The 20,883-nt window shown below is 70.9% G+C and carries 17 protein-coding genes; 8 read left to right on the forward strand and 9 right to left on the reverse strand.

Annotated features, from left to right (window positions below):
* Nucleotides 1–3: 3 nt before the first annotated feature.
* The 4 genes from AC1ROW_RS04015 to otsA form a co-directional block, all read right to left on the reverse strand.
* Nucleotides 4–1,809, reverse strand: coding sequence for an acetolactate synthase large subunit (locus AC1ROW_RS04015; RefSeq protein ID WP_493017558.1), 1,806 nt, complete (start codon nucleotides 1,807–1,809; stop codon nucleotides 4–6).
* A gap of 55 nt (nucleotides 1,810–1,864) precedes the next feature.
* A complete protein-coding gene (gene ilvD / locus AC1ROW_RS04020; protein ID WP_493017559.1) occupies nucleotides 1,865–3,559 on the reverse strand; it encodes a dihydroxy-acid dehydratase in 1,695 nt (564 codons plus the stop codon).
* 97 nt (nucleotides 3,560–3,656) lie between these two features.
* Entirely contained in the window at nucleotides 3,657–4,481 is an 825-nt protein-coding gene (gene otsB, locus AC1ROW_RS04025; RefSeq protein WP_493017560.1) for a trehalose-phosphatase, read from the reverse strand.
* Nucleotides 4,482–4,507: 26 nt separating this feature from the next.
* Nucleotides 4,508–5,980 (reverse strand): alpha,alpha-trehalose-phosphate synthase (UDP-forming), encoded by a 1,473-nt coding sequence (gene otsA, locus AC1ROW_RS04030; RefSeq protein WP_493017561.1) that lies wholly within the window; start codon nucleotides 5,978–5,980, stop codon nucleotides 4,508–4,510.
* 184 nt (nucleotides 5,981–6,164) lie between these two features.
* Between otsA and AC1ROW_RS04035 the strand changes: the two genes are divergently transcribed.
* Entirely contained in the window at nucleotides 6,165–7,091 is a 927-nt protein-coding gene (locus tag AC1ROW_RS04035; protein WP_493018353.1) for a sugar phosphate isomerase/epimerase family protein, read from the forward strand.
* On the opposite strand, the gene AC1ROW_RS04040 is transcribed toward AC1ROW_RS04035, so the two are convergent.
* Together AC1ROW_RS04040 and AC1ROW_RS04045 are read right to left on the reverse strand one after the other, a co-directional pair.
* Nucleotides 7,003–7,875, reverse strand: a complete 873-nt coding sequence (locus tag AC1ROW_RS04040; protein ID WP_493017562.1) for an SGNH/GDSL hydrolase family protein — start codon at nucleotides 7,873–7,875, stop codon at nucleotides 7,003–7,005. The two genes, AC1ROW_RS04035 and AC1ROW_RS04040, sit on opposite strands and share 89 nt — an antisense overlap.
* A 35-nt stretch (nucleotides 7,876–7,910) precedes the next feature.
* Nucleotides 7,911–8,573 (reverse strand): TetR/AcrR family transcriptional regulator, encoded by a 663-nt coding sequence (locus tag AC1ROW_RS04045; protein WP_493017563.1) that lies wholly within the window; start codon nucleotides 8,571–8,573, stop codon nucleotides 7,911–7,913.
* 138 nt (nucleotides 8,574–8,711) lie between these two features.
* Between AC1ROW_RS04045 and AC1ROW_RS04050 the strand changes: the two genes are divergently transcribed.
* Nucleotides 8,712–11,639 (forward strand): MMPL family transporter, encoded by a 2,928-nt coding sequence (locus AC1ROW_RS04050; protein WP_493017564.1) that lies wholly within the window; start codon nucleotides 8,712–8,714, stop codon nucleotides 11,637–11,639.
* The gene (locus tag AC1ROW_RS04055; RefSeq protein ID WP_493017565.1) at nucleotides 11,636–13,624 is read left to right on the forward strand and encodes a YhgE/Pip domain-containing protein; all 1,989 of its coding nucleotides are present in this window, start codon (nucleotides 11,636–11,638) and stop codon (nucleotides 13,622–13,624) included. The genes AC1ROW_RS04050 and AC1ROW_RS04055 overlap by 4 nt, the downstream gene beginning before the upstream one ends.
* A 7-nt stretch (nucleotides 13,625–13,631) precedes the next feature.
* Here AC1ROW_RS04055 and AC1ROW_RS04060 read toward each other — a convergent pair whose 3' ends face one another.
* Nucleotides 13,632–14,786, reverse strand: a complete 1,155-nt coding sequence (locus tag AC1ROW_RS04060) for an SLC13 family permease (protein ID WP_493017566.1) — start codon at nucleotides 14,784–14,786, stop codon at nucleotides 13,632–13,634.
* A gap of 74 nt (nucleotides 14,787–14,860) precedes the next feature.
* On the opposite strand from AC1ROW_RS04060, the gene AC1ROW_RS04065 reads away from it, so the two are divergent.
* The gene (locus tag AC1ROW_RS04065) at nucleotides 14,861–15,058 is read left to right on the forward strand and encodes a hypothetical protein (protein WP_454108136.1); all 198 of its coding nucleotides are present in this window, start codon (nucleotides 14,861–14,863) and stop codon (nucleotides 15,056–15,058) included.
* A gap of 98 nt (nucleotides 15,059–15,156) precedes the next feature.
* Entirely contained in the window at nucleotides 15,157–15,600 is a 444-nt protein-coding gene (locus AC1ROW_RS04070) for a hypothetical protein (RefSeq protein WP_493017567.1), read from the forward strand.
* Between the two features lie 3 nt (nucleotides 15,601–15,603).
* Here AC1ROW_RS04070 and AC1ROW_RS04075 read toward each other — a convergent pair whose 3' ends face one another.
* Nucleotides 15,604–16,980: a glucose-6-phosphate dehydrogenase gene (locus AC1ROW_RS04075; RefSeq protein WP_493017568.1), complete on the reverse strand. Its 1,377-nt coding sequence runs from the start codon at nucleotides 16,978–16,980 to the stop codon at nucleotides 15,604–15,606.
* A 29-nt stretch (nucleotides 16,981–17,009) separates the two neighbouring features.
* Here AC1ROW_RS04075 and AC1ROW_RS04080 point away from each other — a divergent pair, with 29 nt between their 5' ends.
* From AC1ROW_RS04080 to AC1ROW_RS04090, 3 genes are read left to right on the forward strand one after another with little or no spacing between them, the layout of a single operon-like run.
* On the forward strand, nucleotides 17,010–18,788 hold the full coding sequence (locus AC1ROW_RS04080) for a glycoside hydrolase family 15 protein (RefSeq protein ID WP_493017569.1): 1,779 nt from the start codon (nucleotides 17,010–17,012) through the stop codon (nucleotides 18,786–18,788).
* Nucleotides 18,785–19,087 (forward strand): ATP-dependent Clp protease adapter ClpS, encoded by a 303-nt coding sequence (gene clpS / locus AC1ROW_RS04085; RefSeq protein WP_493017570.1) that lies wholly within the window; start codon nucleotides 18,785–18,787, stop codon nucleotides 19,085–19,087. The genes AC1ROW_RS04080 and clpS overlap by 4 nt, the downstream gene beginning before the upstream one ends.
* Complete coding sequence (locus AC1ROW_RS04090; protein WP_493017571.1) at nucleotides 19,084–19,611, forward strand: DUF2017 domain-containing protein; 528 nt, start codon at nucleotides 19,084–19,086, stop codon at nucleotides 19,609–19,611. The genes clpS and AC1ROW_RS04090 overlap by 4 nt, the downstream gene beginning before the upstream one ends.
* 3 nt (nucleotides 19,612–19,614) lie before the next feature.
* Here AC1ROW_RS04090 and AC1ROW_RS04095 read toward each other — a convergent pair whose 3' ends face one another.
* Entirely contained in the window at nucleotides 19,615–20,736 is a 1,122-nt protein-coding gene (locus AC1ROW_RS04095; RefSeq protein WP_493017572.1) for a baeRF8 domain-containing protein, read from the reverse strand.
* Nucleotides 20,737–20,883: the final 147 nt, after the last annotated feature.

Here is a 20,883-nt window from a genome sequence, read left to right on the forward strand (position 1 = left end):
GGGTCACTCCTCTCCGAAGGACGGGCTGTGGTCGCGTGCGTACTGCACGTAGCTGTTGCTGACGCCCTGCGGCACCATCGGCCACACCATCGCGTCGGCGCTGACGACGAAGTCGATGACGACCGGGCGGTCGTTCGTCTCCAGCGCCAGCTTGATGGCGGCGTCCACCTCCTCCTCCTTCGTGACGCGAATGCCGAGGGCGCCGTACGCCTCGGCGAGCTTCACGAAGTCGGGCACCCGCACGGTGTCGTGGCCGGTGTTGAGGTCGGTGTTCGAGTAGCGGCCGTCATAGAACAGCGTCTGCCACTGCCGCACCATCCCGAGCGACGAGTTGTTGATGATCGCCACCTTGATCGGGATGTCGTTGATGGTGCAGGTGGCCAGCTCCTGGTTGGTCATCTGGAAGCAGCCGTCGCCGTCGATCGCCCACACGACACGGTCCGGCTGGGCGACCTTGGCGCCCATCGCCGCCGGCACCGAGTAGCCCATCGTGCCGGCTCCGCCGGAGTTCAGCCATGAGTTGGGGCGCTCGTACTTGATGAACTGCGCGGCCCACATCTGGTGCTGGCCGACGCCGGCGGTGTAGATGCCCTCGGGCCCGGTCAGCTCGCCGATCCGCTGGATGACGTGCTGCGGGGCGAGCAGGCCGTCGCTGGTGGGCGTGTAGCCCAGCGGGAACTCCTCGCGGAGCCCGTTGAGGTAGGTCCACCACTCGACCAGGTCGGGCGCACCCGCGCGGGCGGCGTCCTGGTAGGCCGCGGTCAGATCGACGATGACGTCCTTGGCATCGCCGACGATGGGGACGTCGGCGACTCGGATCTTGGAGATCTCGGCGGGGTCGACGTCGACGTGCACGATCTTCGCGTTCGGCGCGAAGAGAGAGGTGTTGCCGGTGACCCGGTCGTCGAAGCGCGCTCCGAGCGACACGATGAGGTCGGACTCCTGCAGGGCGAGCACCGCGGGCACCGTGCCGTGCATGCCGGGCATGCCGAGGTGCTGCTTGTGCGTGTCGGGGAACGCCCCGCGCGCCATCAGCGTGGTGACCACCGGGATGCCGGTCGCCTCGGCGAGCTCCAGGAGCTCCTGCGAGGCGCGCGAACGGATCACGCCGCCGCCGACGTACAGCACCGGCTTCTTCGACTCGACCAGCAGCTGCGCCGCGGCGAGGATCTGCTTGCCGTGCGCCTTGATGATCGGGCGGTAGCCGGGCAGGTCGATCTTGGGCGGCCAGACGAACGGCACCGCGTTCTGCTGGGCGTCCTTGGTGATGTCCACCAGCACCGGGCCCGGTCGTCCCGTCCCGGCGATGTGGTACGCCGCAGCGATCGTGGCCGGGATGTCCTCGGCCTTCTTGACCAGGAACGAGTGCTTGGTGATCGGCATGGTGATGCCGACGATGTCGGCCTCCTGGAACGCGTCCGTGCCCATCAGCGTGGAGAACACCTGGCCGGTGATGAACACGACCGGGACGGAGTCCATGTGCGCGTCCATGATCGCGGTGACGAGGTTCGTCGCCCCGGGGCCGGAGGTCGCCATCGCGACGCCGACCTTGTTGGACGCCGAGGCGTAGCCCTCGGCCGCGTGGCCGCCGCCCTGCTCGTGGCGGACCAGGATGTGACGGATCGCGGACGAGTCCATGATCGCGTCGTAGATGGGGAGGATCGCACCGCCCGGCAGCCCGAAGACGTCGGTGACGCCGAGGAGCTCGAGGGTGCGGACGACCGACTGGGAGCCGGTCAGGATTTCGGGCGACGCCTTTCCGGGCGCCGCGGGGGGCAACACTGAACTGGGGGTTGCATCCGGCGTCATGCCTTATCGATCCCTTACGTGCGAAGCGGTTGATGTATCTGAGCGGGGGCGAAGGCTACCCCGTGACCGCGCCCTCCGCAGCGGAGCGCACGAGCTTGGAGTACTTCGCGAGAACGCCACGGGTATAGCGCGGAGGAAGAGGCGCCCAGCCGTCACGGCGGGCGGTCAGCTCTGACTCGTCGACAAGTAGGTCGAGGGAGCGAGCCGCGATATCGACCCGTATCAGATCACCATCGCGCACGAAGGCGATGGGACCTGCGTCCACCGCTTCGGGTGCTATGTGGCCGATGCACAGGCCGGTTGTGCCGCCTGAGAATCGTCCGTCCGTCAATAGTAGTACATCCTTGCCGAGGCCTGCGCCCTTGATGGCGGCGGTGATCGCCAGCATCTCGCGCATGCCCGGGCCGCCCTTGGGGCCCTCGTAACGGATGATGACGACGTCGCCGGCGCTGATGCGCCCCTCGGTCAGCGCGTCCATCGCGGCGCGCTCGCGCTCGAACACGCGTGCGGGCCCCTCGAACACGTCGGCGTCGAAGCCCGCCGTCTTGACGACTGCGCCCTCCGGAGCGAGCGAGCCCTTGAGGATCGTCAGGCCGCCGGTCGGGTGGATGGGGTTGTCCAGCGAGCGCATGACGTTGCCGTCCGGCGCGGGCGGGTTGATCTCGGCAAGGTTCTCCGCGACGGTCTTGCCCGTGACGGTGAGGCAGTCGCCGTGCAGCAGGCCCGCGTCGAGCAGGGCCTTCATGACGACGGGGACGCCGCCGTGCCGGTCGACGTCGTTCATGACGTACTTGCCGAACGGCTTGAGGTCGCCGATGTGCGGCACCTTGTCGCCGATCCGGTTGAAGTCGTCGATGGTGAGCTCGACCTCCGCCTCGTTCGCGATGGCCAGCAGGTGCAGGACGACGTTGGTCGAGCCGCCGAACGCCATGGCGACGGCGATCGCGTTCTCGAACGCCTTCTTGGTGAGGATGTCGCGCGCGGTGATCCCCTGCTTGAGCAGGTTGACCACGGCCTCGCCCGAGCGGTGGGCGAAGTAGTCGCGGCGGCGGTCGGCCGAGGGCGGCGCGGCCGAGCCGGGGAGGCTCATCCCGAGCGCCTCGGCGACGCTGGCCATGGTGTTCGCGGTGTACATGCCGCCGCAGGCGCCCTCGCCCGGGGCGATCGCGCACTCGATGCGCTTGAGGTCCTCCTCGCTCATCTTGCCGGCCTTGCACGCTCCGACCGCCTCGAACGAGTCGATGATCGTGACGTCCTTCTCGGTGCCGTCGCTGAGCTTGACCCAGCCCGGCGCGATGGAGCCCGCGTAGAGGAAGACGGCGGAGAGGTCGAGCCGCGCTGCGGCCATGAGCATGCCGGGGAGCGACTTGTCGCAGCCGGCGAGGAGCACGGTGCCGTCGAGGCGCTCGGCCATCATGACTGTCTCGACCGAGTCGGCGATGACCTCGCGGGAGACCAGCGAGAAATGCATACCCTCGTGACCCATCGAGATGCCGTCGGAGACGGAGATGGTGCCGAACTGGAGCGGGTAGCCGCCGCCGGAGTGCACGCCTTCCTTCGCCCCCTGCGCGAGGCGGTCGAGCGAGAGGTTGCAGGGCGTGATCTCGTTCCACGAGCTGGCGATGCCGATCTGCGGCTTCTCCCAGTCCGCGTCGCCCATGCCGACGGCCCGCAGCATCCCGCGGCTGGTTGTGGCTTCGATTCCGTCCGTGACGACGCGCGAACGCGGCTTCCAATCGATCTCTGGCATGTGACAACTCTAGGACCGTTTGGATACCGGGTCGGCCATGAGTCGAACCGGTGCAGAAGCCGCAGCGCTACTCGGGTTGTGGAGGACGTCCGCGCCCTCAGGCGCGCGCGCTCCCCCGCGCATCCGCCAGCAACCCCAGCAGCGTCGCCACCGCCCGCTCGTCCGCGACCCGGAACTGTGCCGCCGTCTCACCTTCGCCGACCTTGATCCCCAGGTCGCCCTCCTCCGGCCGCAGCACGGCGAAGGCGTCCTCGTCGGTGATGTCGTCGCCGGCGAACAGGACCGCGGTCGCGTGCGTGTACTCGCGCAGGCGCTCGATGCCGTCGCCCTTGTTCGCCCCGCGGACCGAGAACTCGATGATGTCCTTGCCGTCGCGGATGGTCAGGGCGTCGCTGACGGACGCAGCGGCCTCGTAGGCGCGCGCCACCACGGCAGCGCCCTCGTCGGCGTCCAGCAGGCGGTAGTGGACGCCGAAGCCGACCGGCTTGACCTCCAGTCGCGTGCCCGGGACGCTGTCGACCAGCGCGCCCAGGGTCTCGCCCAGCTTCTCGAGCGTCGTCCGCTCCTCGTCGCTCAGATCGAGGGAGACGCCGTCGCGGCCGAAGCGGATCTCGACGCCGTGGGAGCCGATCAGCAGAGCGTCCTTGTCGGCCTCCGTGACGATCTCCAGGCTGGAGAGCGGACGGCCCGAGACGTACGCGACCCAGGTGTCCGGGAGCGCCTCCAGGCGGTCCAGGGCGGCCTTCGCTGCCGGGAGCATCCGGGCGGCCTTCGGTTTGTCGACGAAGGGCGCGAGCGTGCCGTCGAAGTCCAGGGCGAGCAGCAGGCGCTCGGCGCCCGCCAGCCGCGCGACGGCCGTCGCGAGGGCGATGGCGGCCGGCTGCGGGTCGGTGGCGGCGTTCGGGAGGGAGGTGTCTGTCATGCGGCTCTCTGTTGCGTGAACGGGGGTCAGCGCCGGTTGACCGGCGGATTCTGCAGGGGGTGGTCGCCGTGGGCGCTCCGGGTGAGCGCCTCCAGGAAGCTGGCGGACCAGCGGGCGACATCGTTCGTGAGCACCTTCTTGCGCAGCGCACGCATGCGGCGCACCCGGTCGCGCTTGGGCATCGCGATCGCCTGGAGCATGGTGTCCTTCAGGCCCTCGATGTCGTGCGGGTTGATCAGGAGCGCCTGGCGCAGCTCGTCGGAGGCGCCGGCGAACTCGCTGAGCACCAGCACGCCGTCCTCGTCGACCCGGGTCGCCACGTACTCCTTGGCCACCAGGTTCATGCCGTCGCGCAGGGCGGTGACGAGCATGACGTCGGCCGCGAGGTAGAGCGCGACCATCTCCTCCTTGGGATAGCCATGGTGGAGGTAGGCCACGGCGGTGTGGCCGAGGGTGGCGTAGTCGCCGTTGATCCGGCCGACGGTGAGCTCGATCTCGTCGCGCAGTTGGCGGTAGGTCTCCACCCGCTCGCGGCTCGGGCTCGCGACCTGCACGAGTGTGACGTCCTCCACGCTCAGCCGGTCTTCGCGCAGCAGCTCCCCGAAAGCCTTCAGCCGGTGCCCGATGCCCTTGGTGTAATCGAGACGGTCGACGCCCAGCATGATCGTCTCGGGGTTGCCCAGCTCCTCCCGGATCTCCTTGGCGCGCTCTCGGATGGACGGGCGGCGGGCCAGTTCCTGGTACGCCTCGGCGTCGATGGAGATCGGGAAGGCCCGTGCGAGCACCGTGCGCACCAGGCCGCCGTGCCGGTTCGTCGTGACGTGCCGGTGCGACCCGGACTCGGGGTCGTCGGTGTCGATCGGCACCTCGATGATCGGGCCGCGAGTCTCGTAGCCCTTCAGCCGGCGGACCGCGCGCGAGAAGTTGCCCGCGTCGGCCACCCGCTGGAAGCCGATGACGTCGGCGCCGAGGAGGCCGTCGATGATCTGCCGGCGCCACGGCAGCTGCGAGTAGATGCCGTACGGCGGGAACGGGATGTGGTTGAAGAAGCCGATGACCAGGTCCGGGCGCACCTCCCGCAGCATCGCCGGCACGAGCTGGAGCTGGTAGTCATGCACCCAGACGACCGCACCGTGCGAGGCGACGCTCGCGGCCGCGTCGGCGAAGCGGCGGTTGACGCGCACGTAGCTCTCCCACCACTCCCGGTGATAGCTCGGCTGCGCGATGACGTCGTGGTACAGCGGCCAGAGCGTGTCGTTGGAGAAGCCCTCGTAGTACTCCTCCAGCTCCTGCTCGCTGAGCATGACGGGCCGGATGGTGATGCCGTCCGCCTCGAAGGGCTCGATCTCCTCGTCCGCGACGCCGGCCCAGCCGACCCAGACGCCGTCCTCCGCGCGCATGACCGGCTGCAGCGCCGTGACCAGGCCGCCCGGCGACGGCCGCCAGGACGCCTGCCCCGCCTCGTCGACCACACGGTCGACGGGTAGTCGGTTGGACACGATCACCAGGTCGTACGTATCGGTTGCTGCGGCTTCGGACGTCTGGCTGATGGTGGGTCAACTCCCCCAGTTGATGCGATTGGTCTGCTTGTCACAGTACCAGCGCCCGATCCGGCCGGCGCGGGTGGGCGTTCCCCCTCCGGACACTGCTCGTTCAGTCGCCGTCGTTAGAGTGGCGGTCGTGATGCGCATCGGCATGGGCACGACCTGCGTCTACCCGCTCGGGGTCGAGACCGCCTTCCGCACGGCCGCCGAGCTGGGCTACGACGGCGTGGAGGTCATGGTCACCCGCGACGACCGGACGCAGTCGACGGAACCCCTCCGCAGGCTCGCCGAGCGCTACGGCACGCGCGTCCTGAGCGTCCACGCCCCTGTCCTGCTGCTGACGCACTTCGTCTGGGGACGCGACCCCGGCGTCAAGCTGGAGCGGTCGGCCGAGCTCGCCGCGGAGCTGGGCGCCGACACGGTCGTCGTGCATCCGCCGTTCCGCTGGCAGTCCGGCTACGCCGAGGACTTCCTCGGCCTCGTCCGGACCACCGCCGAGCGGACCGGCGTCACCGTCGCGGTCGAGAACATGTTCCCGTGGAAGGTCGCCGGCCGCTCGATGGCCGGTTACGTCCCGCACTGGAATCCGCTCGGCATGGACTGCGACGCGGTCACGCTCGACTTCTCGCACGCCGCGCTGAGCGGGGTGGACGGGCTCGACCTCGCGAGCCGGCTCGGCGACCGGCTGCGGCACGTGCACCTGTGCGACGGCTCCGGCCCGCTGGACGACTCGCGCGTGTTCGACGAGCACCTCATCCCCGGGCGCGGGAGCCAGCCGGTCGCCGAGGTGCTGCGCTCGCTCGCGGCCTCCGGCTGGGACGGCTCGGTCGTCGCGGAGGTGAACACGCGGAAGGCGCGCGACACCGCCGAGCGCACGGCGATGCTCCGGGAGACCTTGGAGTTCGCGCGCGCCACCATCGACGGCACGCACCAGGCGCCGGCCCGCATCGCCGGTGAGGGCGCGGAGGACGACCCTGCTACTTCGCTCGGCCCAGCAGCCGCGTCAGCGCGTTCGCGTACTGCGCATAGCCCGTCGCGGTCGGATGGAAGGCGTCGATCCCGCTGAGGTTCAGCCACGGCTTCTTCGAGCCGATGCCGTGCCCGGCGAAGTCGACCCCGACGTAGGTCATCGGCACCCCCTGGGCGCGCTGGGAGTCGACGACGTCGGAGATGGTCTGGTTGAGGCCGAGCGTCGCCGCGTTGATCGCGGTGTCCGTGCCGAAGGTCGGCGACTTCGGGTCGTAGTTGTCGAACTCGATCGCGTAGCCGGTGACGACGATGCGGGCGTTCGGGGCGGCCAGGTGTATAGCCGCGTAGACCGCCGCCAGCCGCTCCGGGAGGACGTTCAGCAGGGACAGGGCCGAGGAGACGCCGTTGCGGCAGGCGAACGCCTTGCCGGCCGAGCACTCCGCGGCGATGGCGGCGACGCCGAGGTCGTTGCCGCCGATGCTGATGGTCACCAGGTTCGTGCGGTCGTCCAGCGCGATCAGCTGATGTTTGAGGAGGTCGGACGTCGTCGCTCCCGCGCAGGCCGCGTTGACGACCAGGTCGACCCCGGACTGGCGGGTGAACACGCTCGGGTAGCTGAGCGGGCTGGAACGGCACTTGCCGGTCTCGTCACCGCCGCCCATCCCCGCGGCGAAGGAGTCGCCGAGCGCGACGTACCGGGTCTGCGCCGTGAGCGGCTCTTTCGGGAACGGGTCGCGGGTCGCCTTCGGGGTCGGCGTGGCTCCGACGGCCGCACCGGGCGTCGCCGCCGGATTCGCCGGCGCGGCGCACGCGGCCACGGCCAGCAGTACGGCCGCGCACAGCGCGGTCGCGAGGGCCGGACGGAGCAGTCGACGTCGCATCGAGCACACGTTACCCGCTGCGCCTCGGCGTTCGATCAGATCCGTTCGGTGAGGGCCAGCAGGATGGCGGGCACCGACTCCGAGAGCCGTTCGGCGAACTTCCGCTCGTCGCCCGAGAGCAGCGCGCGGGCCTCCCCGTTGGCGCAGAGCTCCGCGATGACGCGCACCGCCTCCTCCGGGTCGATGGTGAACCGGCGCCGCGCGCTCGCGAGGGCGGCGACGACCGTCTCGGTGAGCTCCTGGAAGAAGCCGTCCTGGTAGCGCAGGAAGTCCGCGGAGATCGCCGGGTCGCGCAGCGCGAGCAGCAGGAACTCCGACTGCACCAGCCACCAGCGCCGGTCGTCGGACTGCAGTTCCAGGATGCGGGTGATCGTGCGGAGGACATCGTCGTCGTCGAGCTCGACGCCTCCCGAGCCCACCAGGGGCCGGAGGAACTGTTCCACGCCGGCGTCGAGCTGCTCGAGCCGCATGGTCTTCTCGCGCTCCATCAGGGCGAAGAAGAGCTCCTCCTTGCTGGAGAAGTTGGAGTAGAACGCGCCCCGGGTGAAGCCCGCCGCCTCGGCGATCGTCTCCACGCTCGCGGCCTTGACGCCCTGCTCGGCGAAGACGTCGAAGGCGGCGTCGAGGAGCCGTGTGCGGGTCCGCTGCCGGCGTGCGGACTCGACGGGCGCGTCGTCTCTGAGAGCCGTGCTGTTCAAGCTGAAACCTTCCTGTGCCGAGTTCCCGATACACGAGTGTATCCGATACAGTCGGGCATCGGATACGACGGTGTATCGAAACCCATTCGACGGTCGGCGCGACCCCGCTCCGTCGTTCCTTTCACTGTTGGAGAACGCGTGTCCTCGCTCCTGTATTCGATCGGCCGCTGGGCCTTCCGCGCCCGCAAGCTGGTCCTGTCGCTGTGGCTGCTGCTGCTCGTGCTCCTGGCCGGGGGCGCTGTCGCCTTCAACCAGGGCACGGACAACACGTTCAGCATCCCCGGCACCGAGTCCCAGGCGGCGCTCGACACGCTGAGCAGGACCTTCCCGCAGGTCAGCGGCACCAGCGCGCAGATCGTCGTGGTGGCGCCGAAGGGCGAGACGGTCGACCAGGCGGCGATCAAGGACCCGGTCGAGCGCACCGTCTCCGACCTCGCGAAGACCGCCGGGGTGGCCGGCACGACCTCCCCGTACAGCACCACTGTCAAGAACCTCATCTCGGACGACCGCACCGCGGCGATCGTCACGGTGCAGCTCCACGGCCAGCAGACCACCGTGCCGGCGGAGACCAAGGCCGCGATCAAGGACGCCGGCGCCGCCCTCCAGAAGGAGCTTCCGGCCGGGTCGCAGACGGCGGTCGGCGGCCAGCTGTTCTCGCAGAACCTGCCCACCATCTCGCCAACGGAGGGCATCGGGCTCCTCATCGCGATCGTCGTCCTGATCATCACGTTCGGGTCGATCCTCGCGGCCGGGATGCCATTGGCCACCGCCCTGCTGGGCGTGGGGCTGTCGATGGCGCTGATCTTCCTCGCCACGCTGTTCGGTCCGATCTCGTCGACCACTCCCCTGCTCGCCCTGATGCTCGGGCTCGCGGTCGGGATCGACTACTCGCTGTTCATCATCTCGCGGCACCAGAGCCAGTTGAAGGCGGGCGTCGATCCGGAGGAGTCCGCCGCCCGGGCGGTGGCGACCGCCGGGTCCGCGGTGCTCTTCGCGGGGATCACGGTGATCATCGCGCTCGCCGGCCTGGCCGTCGCGGGCATCCCGTTCCTCACGACGATGGGGTTGGCGGCGTCGGTCGCGGTCGGCATCGCCGTGCTGGTGGCGCTCAGCCTGACGCCGGCGTTCCTCGGCTTCGCGGGGGCGCGGATCACGCCGGGGCATCGCGCCGCCAGCCGGGCCGCGCGCGCGGCGAAGCGCTCGGCAGGGGCAGGGCCCGCGGGCGCGGAGGACGCGCCGCCCGCAACCGAGCCGGCCGCCCGCGCCAACCCGTCGCTCGCCCACGCCGCGACGGCCGAGATCCCGAAAGGCCCCTTCCGCACCTGGGTGCGCGCTGTCACGCGCTTCCCGATCGCGACCGTGGTCGCCGTCGTGGTCGCGCTCGGCATCGCCGCCGTGCCCGCCCTCCAGCTCCGGCTCGCCCTCCCGGACGCCGGGTCGCACCCCAAATCCGACCCGGCGCGCATCGCCTACGATCTGGTGTCCGAGCACTTCGGCCCCGGCTACAACGGCCCGTTGATCGTGACCGGCTCGATCATCTCCAGCCACGACCCGCTCGGGCTGATGAAGAAGCTCGGCGCGGAGATCGCCGACCTCCCCGGCGTCGCGGCCGTCCCGCTGTCCACCCCGAACCAGAACGCGGACACCGGCATCGTCCAGGTCATCCCGACCACGGCGCCGGACGATCCGGCCACCGCCCAGCTGGTCTCCGAGCTGCGCTCGAAGCACCAGCACTTCCTCGACGAGTACGGCGTGGACCTCAAGGTGACCGGGACGACCGCGGCCCAGATCGACGTCTCCACCCGACTCGGCGGTGCGTTGCTGCCGTTCGGCATCCTCGTCGTCGGGCTCTCCCTGGTGCTGCTGACCATGGTCTTCCGCTCGATCGCGGTGCCGATCAAAGCCGCGCTCGGGTACCTGCTCTCCGTCGGCGTCGCCTTCGGCGCGGTCACGGCGGTGTTCGAGTGGGGCTGGTTCGCCGACGCGGTGCACCTCGACAAGACCGGGCCGGTGATCAGCTTCATGCCGATCATCCTGATGGGCGTGCTGTTCGGGCTCGCGATGGACTACGAGGTCTTCCTGGTCAGCCGGATCCGCGAGGATTACGTGCACGGCGGCGACGCGCGGAGGGCCATCCAGAGCGGCTTCGTCGGCTCAGCCAAGGTCGTCACGGCCGCGGCCATCATCATGATCTCGGTGTTCGCGGCGTTCGTCCCGGAGGGCGACGCGTCCATCAAGCCGATCGCGCTCGGGCTCGCCGTCGGTGTCTTCGTAGACGCGTTCATCGTCCGGATGACGCTCGTGCCCGCGGTCCTGCAACTCCTCGGCGACAAGGCCTGGTGGATGCCGCGCTGGCTCGACCGCATCCTTCCCTCGTTCGATGTGGAGGGCGACGGGCTGCAGAAGGAGCTGGAGCTGGCGGACTGGCCGGAACCCGACTCCCGGTACGTCGCCGCGGCGGACGGCCTGTCGGTCAGCGCGCGGCGGACGCCGATCCTGCGCGACGTGAGCTTCCGGCTCGCCGACGGGGAGGCGCTCGTCGTGCACGGCCCGGACCGCACGGCCGCGCTCGCGCTGCTGATGGCCGTCACCGGCCGCACACGCGTCGACGGCGGAACGGTCAAGGTCGCCGGATTCGTCCTGCCGACCCGCGGCTCGGCCGTGCGCTCGCGGACCTCCGTCGTCCGGCTCGACCACGCCGAGACCCCCGTGGAGGACGTCCGCCGCGCGCTCGCCGGCGCACCGGTCATCCTCGGCCTGGACGCCGCGGACAGCCTGACCGACCCCGTCGAGCGGCGGCGCGTGCGCGTCGAACTCGGCAGGGCGTTCGCCGACGCTTCGGCCGCCGGTCGGCCGTTCGCACTGATCGTGAGCTGCGTCGACCCCTCCGGGCTGGACGACCTGCTGCCCGACACCGCCGAACCGACTGAGGTGCAGCTCGCCGTCGACTCCGACGGGGCGGCGCACGGAGCCGCCTCCACTCCTCCCGCTGCAGCGCCCGCGCCCGCTGCCGCCGCCGCCGACCACCACCCTGCCGCCCACCTCGAGAAGGCGAACGCCCGATGACCACCCCGATCTCCCCGTCCTCGACGCCGGCCCTGCGCCGCCCGCGCTCGCTGTTCTCGCTGGAGCGGATGCGCTCCGACAAGCGGGTGACCTGGCTGACCATCGTGGGTATCGTCCTCGTCCCGCTGGTCATCGGCGGCCTGCTGGTGTGGGCGCTCTGGAATCCGACCGACCGCCTCGGCGACGTGAAGGCCGCCGTGGTCAACCTCGACCAGCTGGTGACCGTGAACGGCCAGATCGTCCCGCTCGGACGCGAGATGGCCGCGGGGCTCCTCGGCGCGAAGAACCAGAACTTCACCTGGGTGCTCACCGACCAGAAGGACGCCAACGCGGGCATCGCCGACGGCAGCTATGTCGCCGTGGTGACCATCCCGAAGGACTTCTCGAAGGCGGCGACCTCGACGGCGGGCACGTCCGGCGCCGCGACGCAGGCGACCATCGACGTCCGCACGAGCCGGAAGTCCAAGCTCGTGGACCCGGCGATCAGCCAGGCGGTCACCACGACCGCGACGGGCGTGCTCAACAAACAGCTCACGACGACGTACCTGGAGAACGTGTACGTCAGCTTCAACACGCTGCACGACCAGCTCGCGAAGGCGGCGGCCGGCGCGGAGTCGCTGTCCACCGGGCTGACGCAGCTCGCGAGCGGCACCCATCAGCTCGCCGACGGCTCGGCGCAGCTCGCCACGGGAGCGGACTCCCTCGCGAGCGGCGTCGGGCAGCTCTCCGGCGGCGCGTCGGGGCTGGCGAGCGGGCTCGGGACGCTGTCGAACGGGATGACCCAGTACGCGAACGGCGTGTCGCAGGGCGCGACGGCGGCGCAGCAGCTGCCGTCCGGAGCCGCGCAGCTCGCCACCGGCACCGCGGGTGTCCGCGACGGTGTCGGCCAGACGGTCACCGGCCTGACCGACCTGCACAAGAACTGCGTGCTCCTGCACACCGCAGCCGATCCGATCTGCGTGGGCATCCAGTCCGCCATCGACGGGATCACGAACCCGGACCCCCGGAAGGGCCTCCAGGCCGCCGCGACCCAGGTCGCCGCCGGCGCGCAGACCTTCTCGAACAGCGTCGCCCCGTTGCCCGGCCAGCTCGCACAGTCCGCGGCGGCGGCGCAGCAGCTCGCCTCCGGCGCGTCCCGGTCGGCCTCCGGAGCGCAGCAGCTCGCCTCCGGCGTCCAGCAGTCGGCGGACGGGGCATCCCAGTATGCGACCGGCGTGCAGCAGTTCGCGGCCGGCGTGCCTGCGCTCGCGTCCGGCGCCGACCAGTCGGCGGCGGGCGCGGCCTCGCTCGCCTCCGGGCTGAACCAGGCCGTCGCGAAACTTCCGAGCTACGACGCGGGCCAGCGCACGAACCTGGCCTCGGTGGCGTCGCAGCCGGTGGGCCAGAAGCAGTCCGGCACCACGGCGTTCGGAGCTTCCAGCGTCCCGCTGTTCGCGTCGGTCGCGCTGTGGCTCGGGGCGTTCGCGTCGTTCCTGGTGCTGCAGGCGATCTCGCGGCGGGCTCTGCTGACCTCGCGCGCCGCGGGCCGTATCGCGGCCGACGGTCTGCTGCCGGCCGCGGCGATCGGGGTGCTTCAGGGCGTTCTCGTGGCTGCGATCATGCAACCCGCCATGCAGCTGAGCGTCGGCGCGTGGTTCGGCTTCGCGGCGGTCGCGGCTGCGGCCGCCGTCGGCTTCGCGGCGGTCAACCATGGGCTGGTCGCCCTGTTCGGCGGACTCGGGCGGTTCCTCTCGATGCTGGTCGTCGTGGTCACGCTCGCCTCCGGGATCGTGTCGACCGCACCCGGGTTCTTCGACAGCGTGACCGCGTGGCTCCCGACATCGCCCGCGATCACGGCCCTCCAGGGCGTCGTGGACGGGTCGACGGGGGTCTGGCGCGGGCTGGGCGGCCTCCTGATCTGGACCGCGATCGGCTTCGCGCTCGCGCTCGCGGCGGTCGCCCGCCGCCGCATCGTCAGCGCGTCGCAGCTGCTACCGGCGGAGTGACCGCGGGTCAGGCAGTGGCGGCCAGGGCCAGCGTCGCGAGCACGACGGTGACGGGCGCGACGATCAGGCCGAGGAGCATGTAGCGGCCCCAGCGGATGCGGACGTCGAACGACGTGAGCCGCTGGTGCCACAGCAGGGTCGCCAGCGACGCCCACGGAGTGATCAGCGGACCGGCGTTGACCCCGATCAGCAGCGCGGCCAGCCGGACCGGGCTGCCCGCGGCCGGTTCGAGCGCCAGGTAGGCCGGGAGGTTGTCGATCGCGTTGGCGCCGACCATTCCGGTCAGTGACAGCCGCAGCAGCGCGAGCGGCGACTCCCCCGAGCCCGACACGCGCGCCAGCAGCGTTCCCAGACCGTTCGCGTGCAGCGCCTCGATGAACAGGAACAGCCCGGAGGCCAGCAGCACGAGCTGCCACGGCAGCAGCCCGAACCGCAGCACCGAGCGCCGCCGCACCGCGAACACCACGGCCAGGACGACCGCAGCACCCGACGCCGGGATCCAGACCGGGATCCCGGACACCAGGAGCGGCATCAGCGCGACCACGACCGCCGCCGCGATCCAGAACAGCACCGGGTCCTCGATGCCGTCCTCCTGCCCGGTCTCGTAGCGGACCAGCAGCCGCGTGCGCGAGAGGACGAACACGACCACCAGCGGCACGACGATCGCCACGAGCGCCGGCGCCCACATCAGAGCGGCGAAGGCGAACGGGGTGGGCTGGCCCATCGCGTGCTGAGCGAGCAGGTTGGTGAGGTTGGAGACCGGAAGCAGCAGCGAGCCGGTGTTCGCGATCCAGACGGTGGTCAGGGCGAACGGCAGCGGGTCGAGGCCGGAGTGCCGGGCCAGCACGATCACGACGGGGGTGAGCAGCACCGCGGTGGTGTCGAGCGACAGGAAGATCGTGCTGAGCGTCGCGACGACGGCCACGAGCAGCCAGAGCAGCCAGGCCCGGCCACGGCCCCAGCGCGCGGTCTGCTGGGCCACCACCGTGAACACGCCGGCCTCCGCCGCCAGCTCGGTCACGACCGTCACCGCGACGACGAAGAGCAGGATCGGCCAGACGCGGTCCCAGAGGGCCAGCGCGTCGGCCGCGGGCAGCAGTCCGGTGAGCACCGCGACCGCGCCGAGGAGGAGCAGCACAGCGCCGACGATCGCCGTCCGCATCCCACTCCTCTCCGCGACACCTTCAATCCGGGGCCCTCGGAAGCGTACCCTGGCGGACGAGCGAAAGGACGCGGATGCGCAAGTTCATCTTCAACGGAGCGGTCATCAGTGCGATCATCGGACTCTGGTCCACGATCCAGGAGACCAAGGAGGGCCGGCGCGATTGGCGGGTGGTGCTCATGTGGATCAGCGCGGCGATCAGCGTCGTGATCGCCGTCGGAACCGTCCTGGAGGAGTCGCGGGAGGCCGACGAGCGCGAAATCCGGCGCTGACCGCACGATTTCCGCGATCCGCTCGGCGTGTCCGCGCGTTCTGAGGGTGATACGCCCTGACACTTGTTCTCGACGGAGAACCTGGAAGGGGTATCGCGATGTTTGGTCGTAGGCGGCATGCCGCCGCCGAGGTGCAGGCGGCGCCGGTTCCTCAGCTCACGGATGCACAGATCCTCGAGGTGGTCCACACCAAGATCGCCGAGCTGATCGGCGAGCGCGGCGAATGGACCGTGTCGCGCCGTTCGACCGACGACACCGACTCCATCTTCCACTCCGTCCTTGCGCAGTCCGTCTCGGTCGGGATCACCGCCGCACTCGTGGAGGCGCGCCGTCGTCTGGAGGCCGGGGAGGCCGCAGCCGAGCCGCAGCACCGCGCTCCCGTCGAGCCGATCGCCATCGCGGAAGCGGCCCCGGTCGCCGAGGAGCGGCACGAAGAGCCCGCCGCATTCGGCTGGGAGCCCGCGCCGATCACCGTCTGGACCGACCTGCGTAAGCCCGTCACCGGCGAGCTCCCCGCCATCGCGGAGCGCTCCGCGGCCTAGCCGTCAGCCGATCTTCTTCCACGACGCCGGCCCGTCCGACCCCGCGCGGTAGGTCTGCAGCGGCACCTCTTCCTTCTTCCACGCCGCGATGACCGGCGCGACGATCCGCCACATCTCCACCGCGGTGTCGCCGCGCACCGAGAGCGACGGGTCGCCGTCCAGGATGCCCTCCAGCACTTCGCCGTAGGCCAGCAGGAGGCCGGGGCCGAAGTCGGCGCTGAGCGCCACGCGCTCGATCACGTGCGGGTCGTCGGGCCCGTTGATGTTGAGCTCCAGCGACATCGCGTCCGGGGCGAGCATGATGCGCAGCATCGTCGGCTCGCGGTGCCCCTTCAGGCCGCGCGGGATGTGCCGCGCCGGCTTGAACGTGACCAGGATCTCGCGCCGGCGCGTGCCGAGCGCCTTCCCCGAGCGCAGCGTGAACGGCACGCCGGCCCACCGCCAGGTGTCGATCTGGACGGTGACCTCGGCCAGCGTCTCGGTGTTGTTCGCCGGGTCGACGCCGGGCTCGCTGGTGTACGCCGGCAGCTTCTTCCCGTCGACCGTGCCCGCGGTGTAACGGGCGCGCCTGCTGGAGGCCGCCGGGTCGTCGTCCCACACCCGCGTCGCCCGCAGCACCGACGCCTTCGCGTCGCGCAGGTCGGTGGCGTCGAGCGCGCTCGGGGGCTCCATCGCGAACACCGCGAGCACCTGCAGCAGGTGGCTCTGGATCATGTCCATCAGCGCGCCGGCGTGGTCGTAGTAGCGGGCGCGGTCCTCCAGCCCGAGCGACTCGTCGTAGACGATGTCGACGCTCTGGATGTGGTCGCCGTTCCAGACCGGCTCCAGGATGCTGTTCGCGAAGCGCAGGCCGATCAGGTTCAGCACGGTGGAGTTCCCGAGGAAGTGGTCGACGCGGTGGATCCGGTCCTCCGGCACCAGCGTCGCCAGCCGCTTGTTCAGCGCGATGGCGGAGCGCTTATCGGTGCCGAACGGCTTCTCCAGCGCGAGGGTCAGGCCGGCCGGCAGCGTTACCTTGCCGAGCGCCTCGCACGCCTTCGCGGTGATCGCGGGCGGCAGGGCGAAGTACAGGGCGGGCGCCCCCTCGCAGGCGTCGAAGATCTTCTGCAGGTCGTCGGTCTTCGTCACATCCGCGGGGAGGTACACAGTGCTCGTGAGCAGCTGCTCCACCGCTGGGCCACCGGCCTTCACCGTCTTGAACGACGCCTTCACGACGGAGCGCCACTTCGCGTCCGACCAGTCCTCCGCCCCGGAGCCGACCAGGTGGAAGCGCCGTTCCGGGTGCTGGGTGAGCAACTGCCCGATGGCAGGGAGGAGGAGCCTGGACGACAGATCGCCGCTCGCTCCGAGAATCACCAGAGTGCCCACGGACTGCGTCATGCGCTTCACAGTACGGCCATACTGGGGATATGTCGCTCCCCATCGAGGATTACGCCCTGATCAGTGATTGCTTCACCGGGGCCCTCGTCGGACGGGACGGCAGCATCGACTGGCTGTGCCTGCCGAGATACGACTCGCAGTCCACGTTCGGCGCCCTGCTCGGCACCGAGGACCACGGTCGCTGGCTGCTCGCACCGACCGATCCCGACGCCACCAGCACGCGCCACTACGAACGGGACACCATGATCCTGGTCACCCGCTGGCGCACCGACACCGGCGAGGTGGAGGTGGTGGACGCGATGCCGATGGGCGACCACCGGGCGGACCTGGTGCGGCGGGTGCGCGGCGTCAGCGGAACCGTCGAGATGCGCCAGGATCTGCGGATCCGCTTCGGCTACGCGACGGCCATCCCGTGGGTTCGCAAGATCCCCGACCAGAAGCCGGCCGCGCTGGTGGCGGTCGCCGGCCCGGACGGGCTGGTCTTCCGCGGGACGACGATGCACGCAGCGGACCACGCGCACCAGGCGACGTTCACCGTGAAGGCCGGCCAGACCATCGACCTGTCGATGACCTGGTTCCCCTCGCACCGCTCGGCGCCGGAGCCGCTCGACGTGGAGACTTCCCTGCAGACCACCCGGGAGTGGTGGACGAAGTGGGCGGAGGGCTGCGCCCACGACGGCCCGTATCGCGAGGAGGTCGTCCGCTCGCTCCTGATCCTGCGCGCCCTGACCCACTTCGAGACCGGCGGCATCGTCGCGGCGGCCACGACGTCCCTGCCCGAGAACTTCGGCGGCGAACGCAACTGGGACTACCGGTACGTGTGGCTGCGCGACGCGTCGCTGACCATCGGCGTCCTGCTCGCCCACGGCTACGACGACTACGTCGACCACTGGCGCGACTGGCTGCTGCGTGCGATCGCGGGCGACCCGGGCGACGTCCAGATCATGTACGGCCTCGCCGGCGAGCGCGACCTCGCCGAGCGCGAGCTCGACAGCCTCCCGGGCTACCAGGGCGCGCACCCGGTCCGTGTCGGAAACGACGCCTCCACGCAGTTCCAGGCCGACGTGATCGGCGAGGTCATGCTGGCGCTCGATCACGGCCGCACCCGGGGTGTTCCGGAGACGCGGTTCTCGTGGGCGCTCCAGCGCGCGCTGATGGGGTATCTGGAGCAGAACTGGCGCAAACCCGATCACGGCATCTGGGAGATCCGCGGCGAGGAGCGGATGTTCACCCACTCCCGCGTGCTGGTGTGGGCCGCGTTCGACTGCGCCATCCGGGGCGTCGAGCAGTTCGGCCTGGAGGGTCCGGTGGAGCGGTGGCGGCGCCTCCGCGATCAGATCCGCGCGGATGTGGAGGCCAACGGGTTCGACGAGCACCGCGGCACCTACGTGCAGTACTTCGGCACCACCGAGGTGGACGCCTCCCTGCTGCTCCTGCCGCAGGTCGGCTACTGCGCCTTCGACGACCCCCGGATGCTCGGCACGGTGAAGGCGATCGAGGCGGACCTGATGCGCGACGGCCTCCCCCTGCGCTACCGCACCGAGAAGGGCGTCGACGGCCTGCCGCCCGGCGAGCATCCCTTCCTGGCCTGCGCGTTCTGGCTGGCCGAGCAGTACGCCCGTTCGCACCGGGTGGACGACGCGGTGCGCCTGATGGACCGTCTCGTCTCGCTGGCCAACGACATCGGGATGCTCTCCGAGGAGTACGACGTCGAGGGCCGCTCGCAGGCGGGCAACACGCCGCAGGCGCTCACCCATCTGGCGCTCGTGCGCGCCGCGGACGCCATCGCCGAGGTGCGGAAGGCGTGACGCCCGCGATCGTGGAGCCCGCCACCGAGGAGGAGGTCGACCTCGGCGAGCGGCTGGGGCTCGGCGCGCCGTGGGTGACGATCGTGTGGAACGACCCGGTGAACCTGATGTCGTATGTGACCTACGTGTTCCAGAGCTACTTCGGGTACTCCAAGGCGGAGGCCAGGCGGCTGATGCTGCTCGTGCACAACGAGGGCCGCGCGGTCGTCGCGACCGGCACGCGCGAGGAGATGGAGCGGCACGTGGAGGCCATGCACGGCTACGGGCTCTGGGCCACCCTGACGAAGGCGGACGCGTGAGGCCGTTCCGCGCCGACCGGCACGGCGGCGGCGTGCGCGCGCGGTTCGAGGCGGAGGAGGCCGCGGTCCTGCGCGGCTTCGCGGCCGAGGCGGCGGAGCGGGCCGAGCGCGCCGGAGCGGAGTCGCCGGACACGCCATCCGCCGACCCGGCACTCGCCCGTCTCCTCCCGGACGCGTATCCCGACGACCCCGAGGCGTCGGCGGAGTTCCGCCGGTTCACGGCCGAGCGGCTGGCCGAGTCGAAGGCGCAGAACGCGCGCGTCGTGATCGCGTCGCTGAGCGGGCCGGCCGACGCACCCGGCGGCGCGGTGGACGTGCGCCTGGACGCCGCCGAGGCCCAGGCCTGGCTGCGCGCCCTCACGGACATCCGGCTCGGGCTGGCCGCCGGCCTCGGCATCGAGGAGGACGGCGACGAGGGCGACGTGCACGACCTGGAGTCGGCGACGCGCCGGGCCGTGTACGACTGGCTCGCCGCCGTCCAGGAGTTCCTCGTGCTGGCGCTCGCCCGCGCCGAGCGGCACTGACGGTCAGACCGGGAACCGCACCGCGGCCGCGACGGCGCCGCCGCCGGGGACGTCCTCCGCCCGCAGCGCGTAGATCTTCGCCTTCGAGGCCAGCGAGCGGCGGATGATCTCGTCCACCACGCCGTAGTTGCCCGCCGTGTCGTCGTCGAGGTAGGCGATCGTGCCGGTCTCCTCGTCCACGGAGCCGGGCACCCGCCGGTCGATGTCGAACACCAGGGTCTCCACCGCGCCGTAGGTCGCCGCCCGGGCGATGTCGCTCAGGTCGGCGAGGGCCGTGCCTGCGGCGATACGGGTGGAGAAGTCCTCCTTGAGCGCTTCGATCTTGCGGGCGTACAGGCGGTCGAGGACGCCGCGCGCGGCCGCCGCCAGCTCCTCCTCGGTCTTGTCCTCCGGGTTGCCCGCGATCACGTCGTCCACGAGCCGCGGGTAGTCCGTCGCTCCCCGGAAGATGCCGATCAGCGGCTCGGCCGCGGCGAGGATCAGCGGGTCGGTGGAGGTGGCCAGCAGCGGGTGGAGCGCCCGCTCGATCGCCTGCACGTACTCGAGCATCCGCACCTTCTGGCCCTCGGAGCCCTGGATGCGACCCTCGGCCGCCCGGCCGCTGATGGAGGTCTTGCCGACCGCGTCGGCGACGTCCTTCGGCATCCCCTCCACCTCGATCAGCGCGGGCGGCTGCTCGGGGTCGACGCGGATCAGGCGCACCGAGTTCTGTGCCAGCGCGAGGATGAGCGCCGACTGCGGGAAGGTCACCGCACGAAGCAGCGGCTTGATGTAGAAGCGATCGGCGACCTCGCACGCGGAGGTCAGCCGGTTGGGCAGACGGAAGGTCTCGGCGACCTCGCCGTCGAGGAACACCGCGAGCGATCGCGACTGGTAGCGCCAGAAGTCGCGGTCCTCCAGGATGCCCTCGCCCTCGGCCTGGACGGCGGCGATCCGGTGCCGGTCGACGCCCATGCCCTCCAGCGATTTCACCGCGAGCGCGAGGTGGTTCTTGAGTTCGATCCGCGCCCTGTCCGCCTCCGGCGGGGTCGTCCCGGTCGGCAGGTAGATGCTGACGCAGCCCGGTTCGCGGTGCGCCGCGATCCTTTCGATGTCGGCCTTGGTCGGAATGTCCTTGTAGTCCACGTTTCCTCCTCGGTCGGGGCCCGGCCGGACGTCGGCGGCCGGTCGCCCCAGTCTCGTCGCGGGCGCAGAGCGGCACAAGACCCCCGGGGGTGAACCTCGGCGTGACCCGTTGACAGATCCGCGCAAGGCGGCTACCGTCCCTTAAAC

The organism is Leifsonia sp. GW821-FHT13C09 (assembly GCF_058806435.1).

What these genes read in the sequence shown, in the direction of transcription:
- ilvD (WP_493017559.1), bottom strand. Translation starts at nt 3,559, where the DNA reads ATGCCAGAGATCGATTGGAAGCCGCGTTCGCGCGTCGTCACGGACGGA.
- AC1ROW_RS04015 (WP_493017558.1), bottom strand. Translation starts at nt 1,809, where the DNA reads ATGACGCCGGATGCAACCCCCAGTTCAGTGTTGCCCCCCGCGGCGCCC.
- AC1ROW_RS04065 (WP_454108136.1), top strand. Translation starts at nt 14,861, where the DNA reads ATGCGCAAGTTCATCTTCAACGGAGCGGTCATCAGTGCGATCATCGGA.
- AC1ROW_RS04040 (WP_493017562.1), bottom strand. Translation starts at nt 7,875, where the DNA reads ATGCGACGTCGACTGCTCCGTCCGGCCCTCGCGACCGCGCTGTGCGCG.
- AC1ROW_RS04075 (WP_493017568.1), bottom strand. Translation starts at nt 16,980, where the DNA reads ATGACGCAGTCCGTGGGCACTCTGGTGATTCTCGGAGCGAGCGGCGAT.
- AC1ROW_RS04080 (WP_493017569.1), top strand. Translation starts at nt 17,010, where the DNA reads ATGTCGCTCCCCATCGAGGATTACGCCCTGATCAGTGATTGCTTCACC.
- AC1ROW_RS04070 (WP_493017567.1), top strand. Translation starts at nt 15,157, where the DNA reads ATGTTTGGTCGTAGGCGGCATGCCGCCGCCGAGGTGCAGGCGGCGCCG.
- otsB (WP_493017560.1), bottom strand. Translation starts at nt 4,481, where the DNA reads ATGACAGACACCTCCCTCCCGAACGCCGCCACCGACCCGCAGCCGGCC.
- AC1ROW_RS04060 (WP_493017566.1), bottom strand. Translation starts at nt 14,786, where the DNA reads ATGCGGACGGCGATCGTCGGCGCTGTGCTGCTCCTCCTCGGCGCGGTC.
- AC1ROW_RS04055 (WP_493017565.1), top strand. Translation starts at nt 11,636, where the DNA reads ATGACCACCCCGATCTCCCCGTCCTCGACGCCGGCCCTGCGCCGCCCG.
- AC1ROW_RS04035 (WP_493018353.1), top strand. Translation starts at nt 6,165, where the DNA reads ATGCGCATCGGCATGGGCACGACCTGCGTCTACCCGCTCGGGGTCGAG.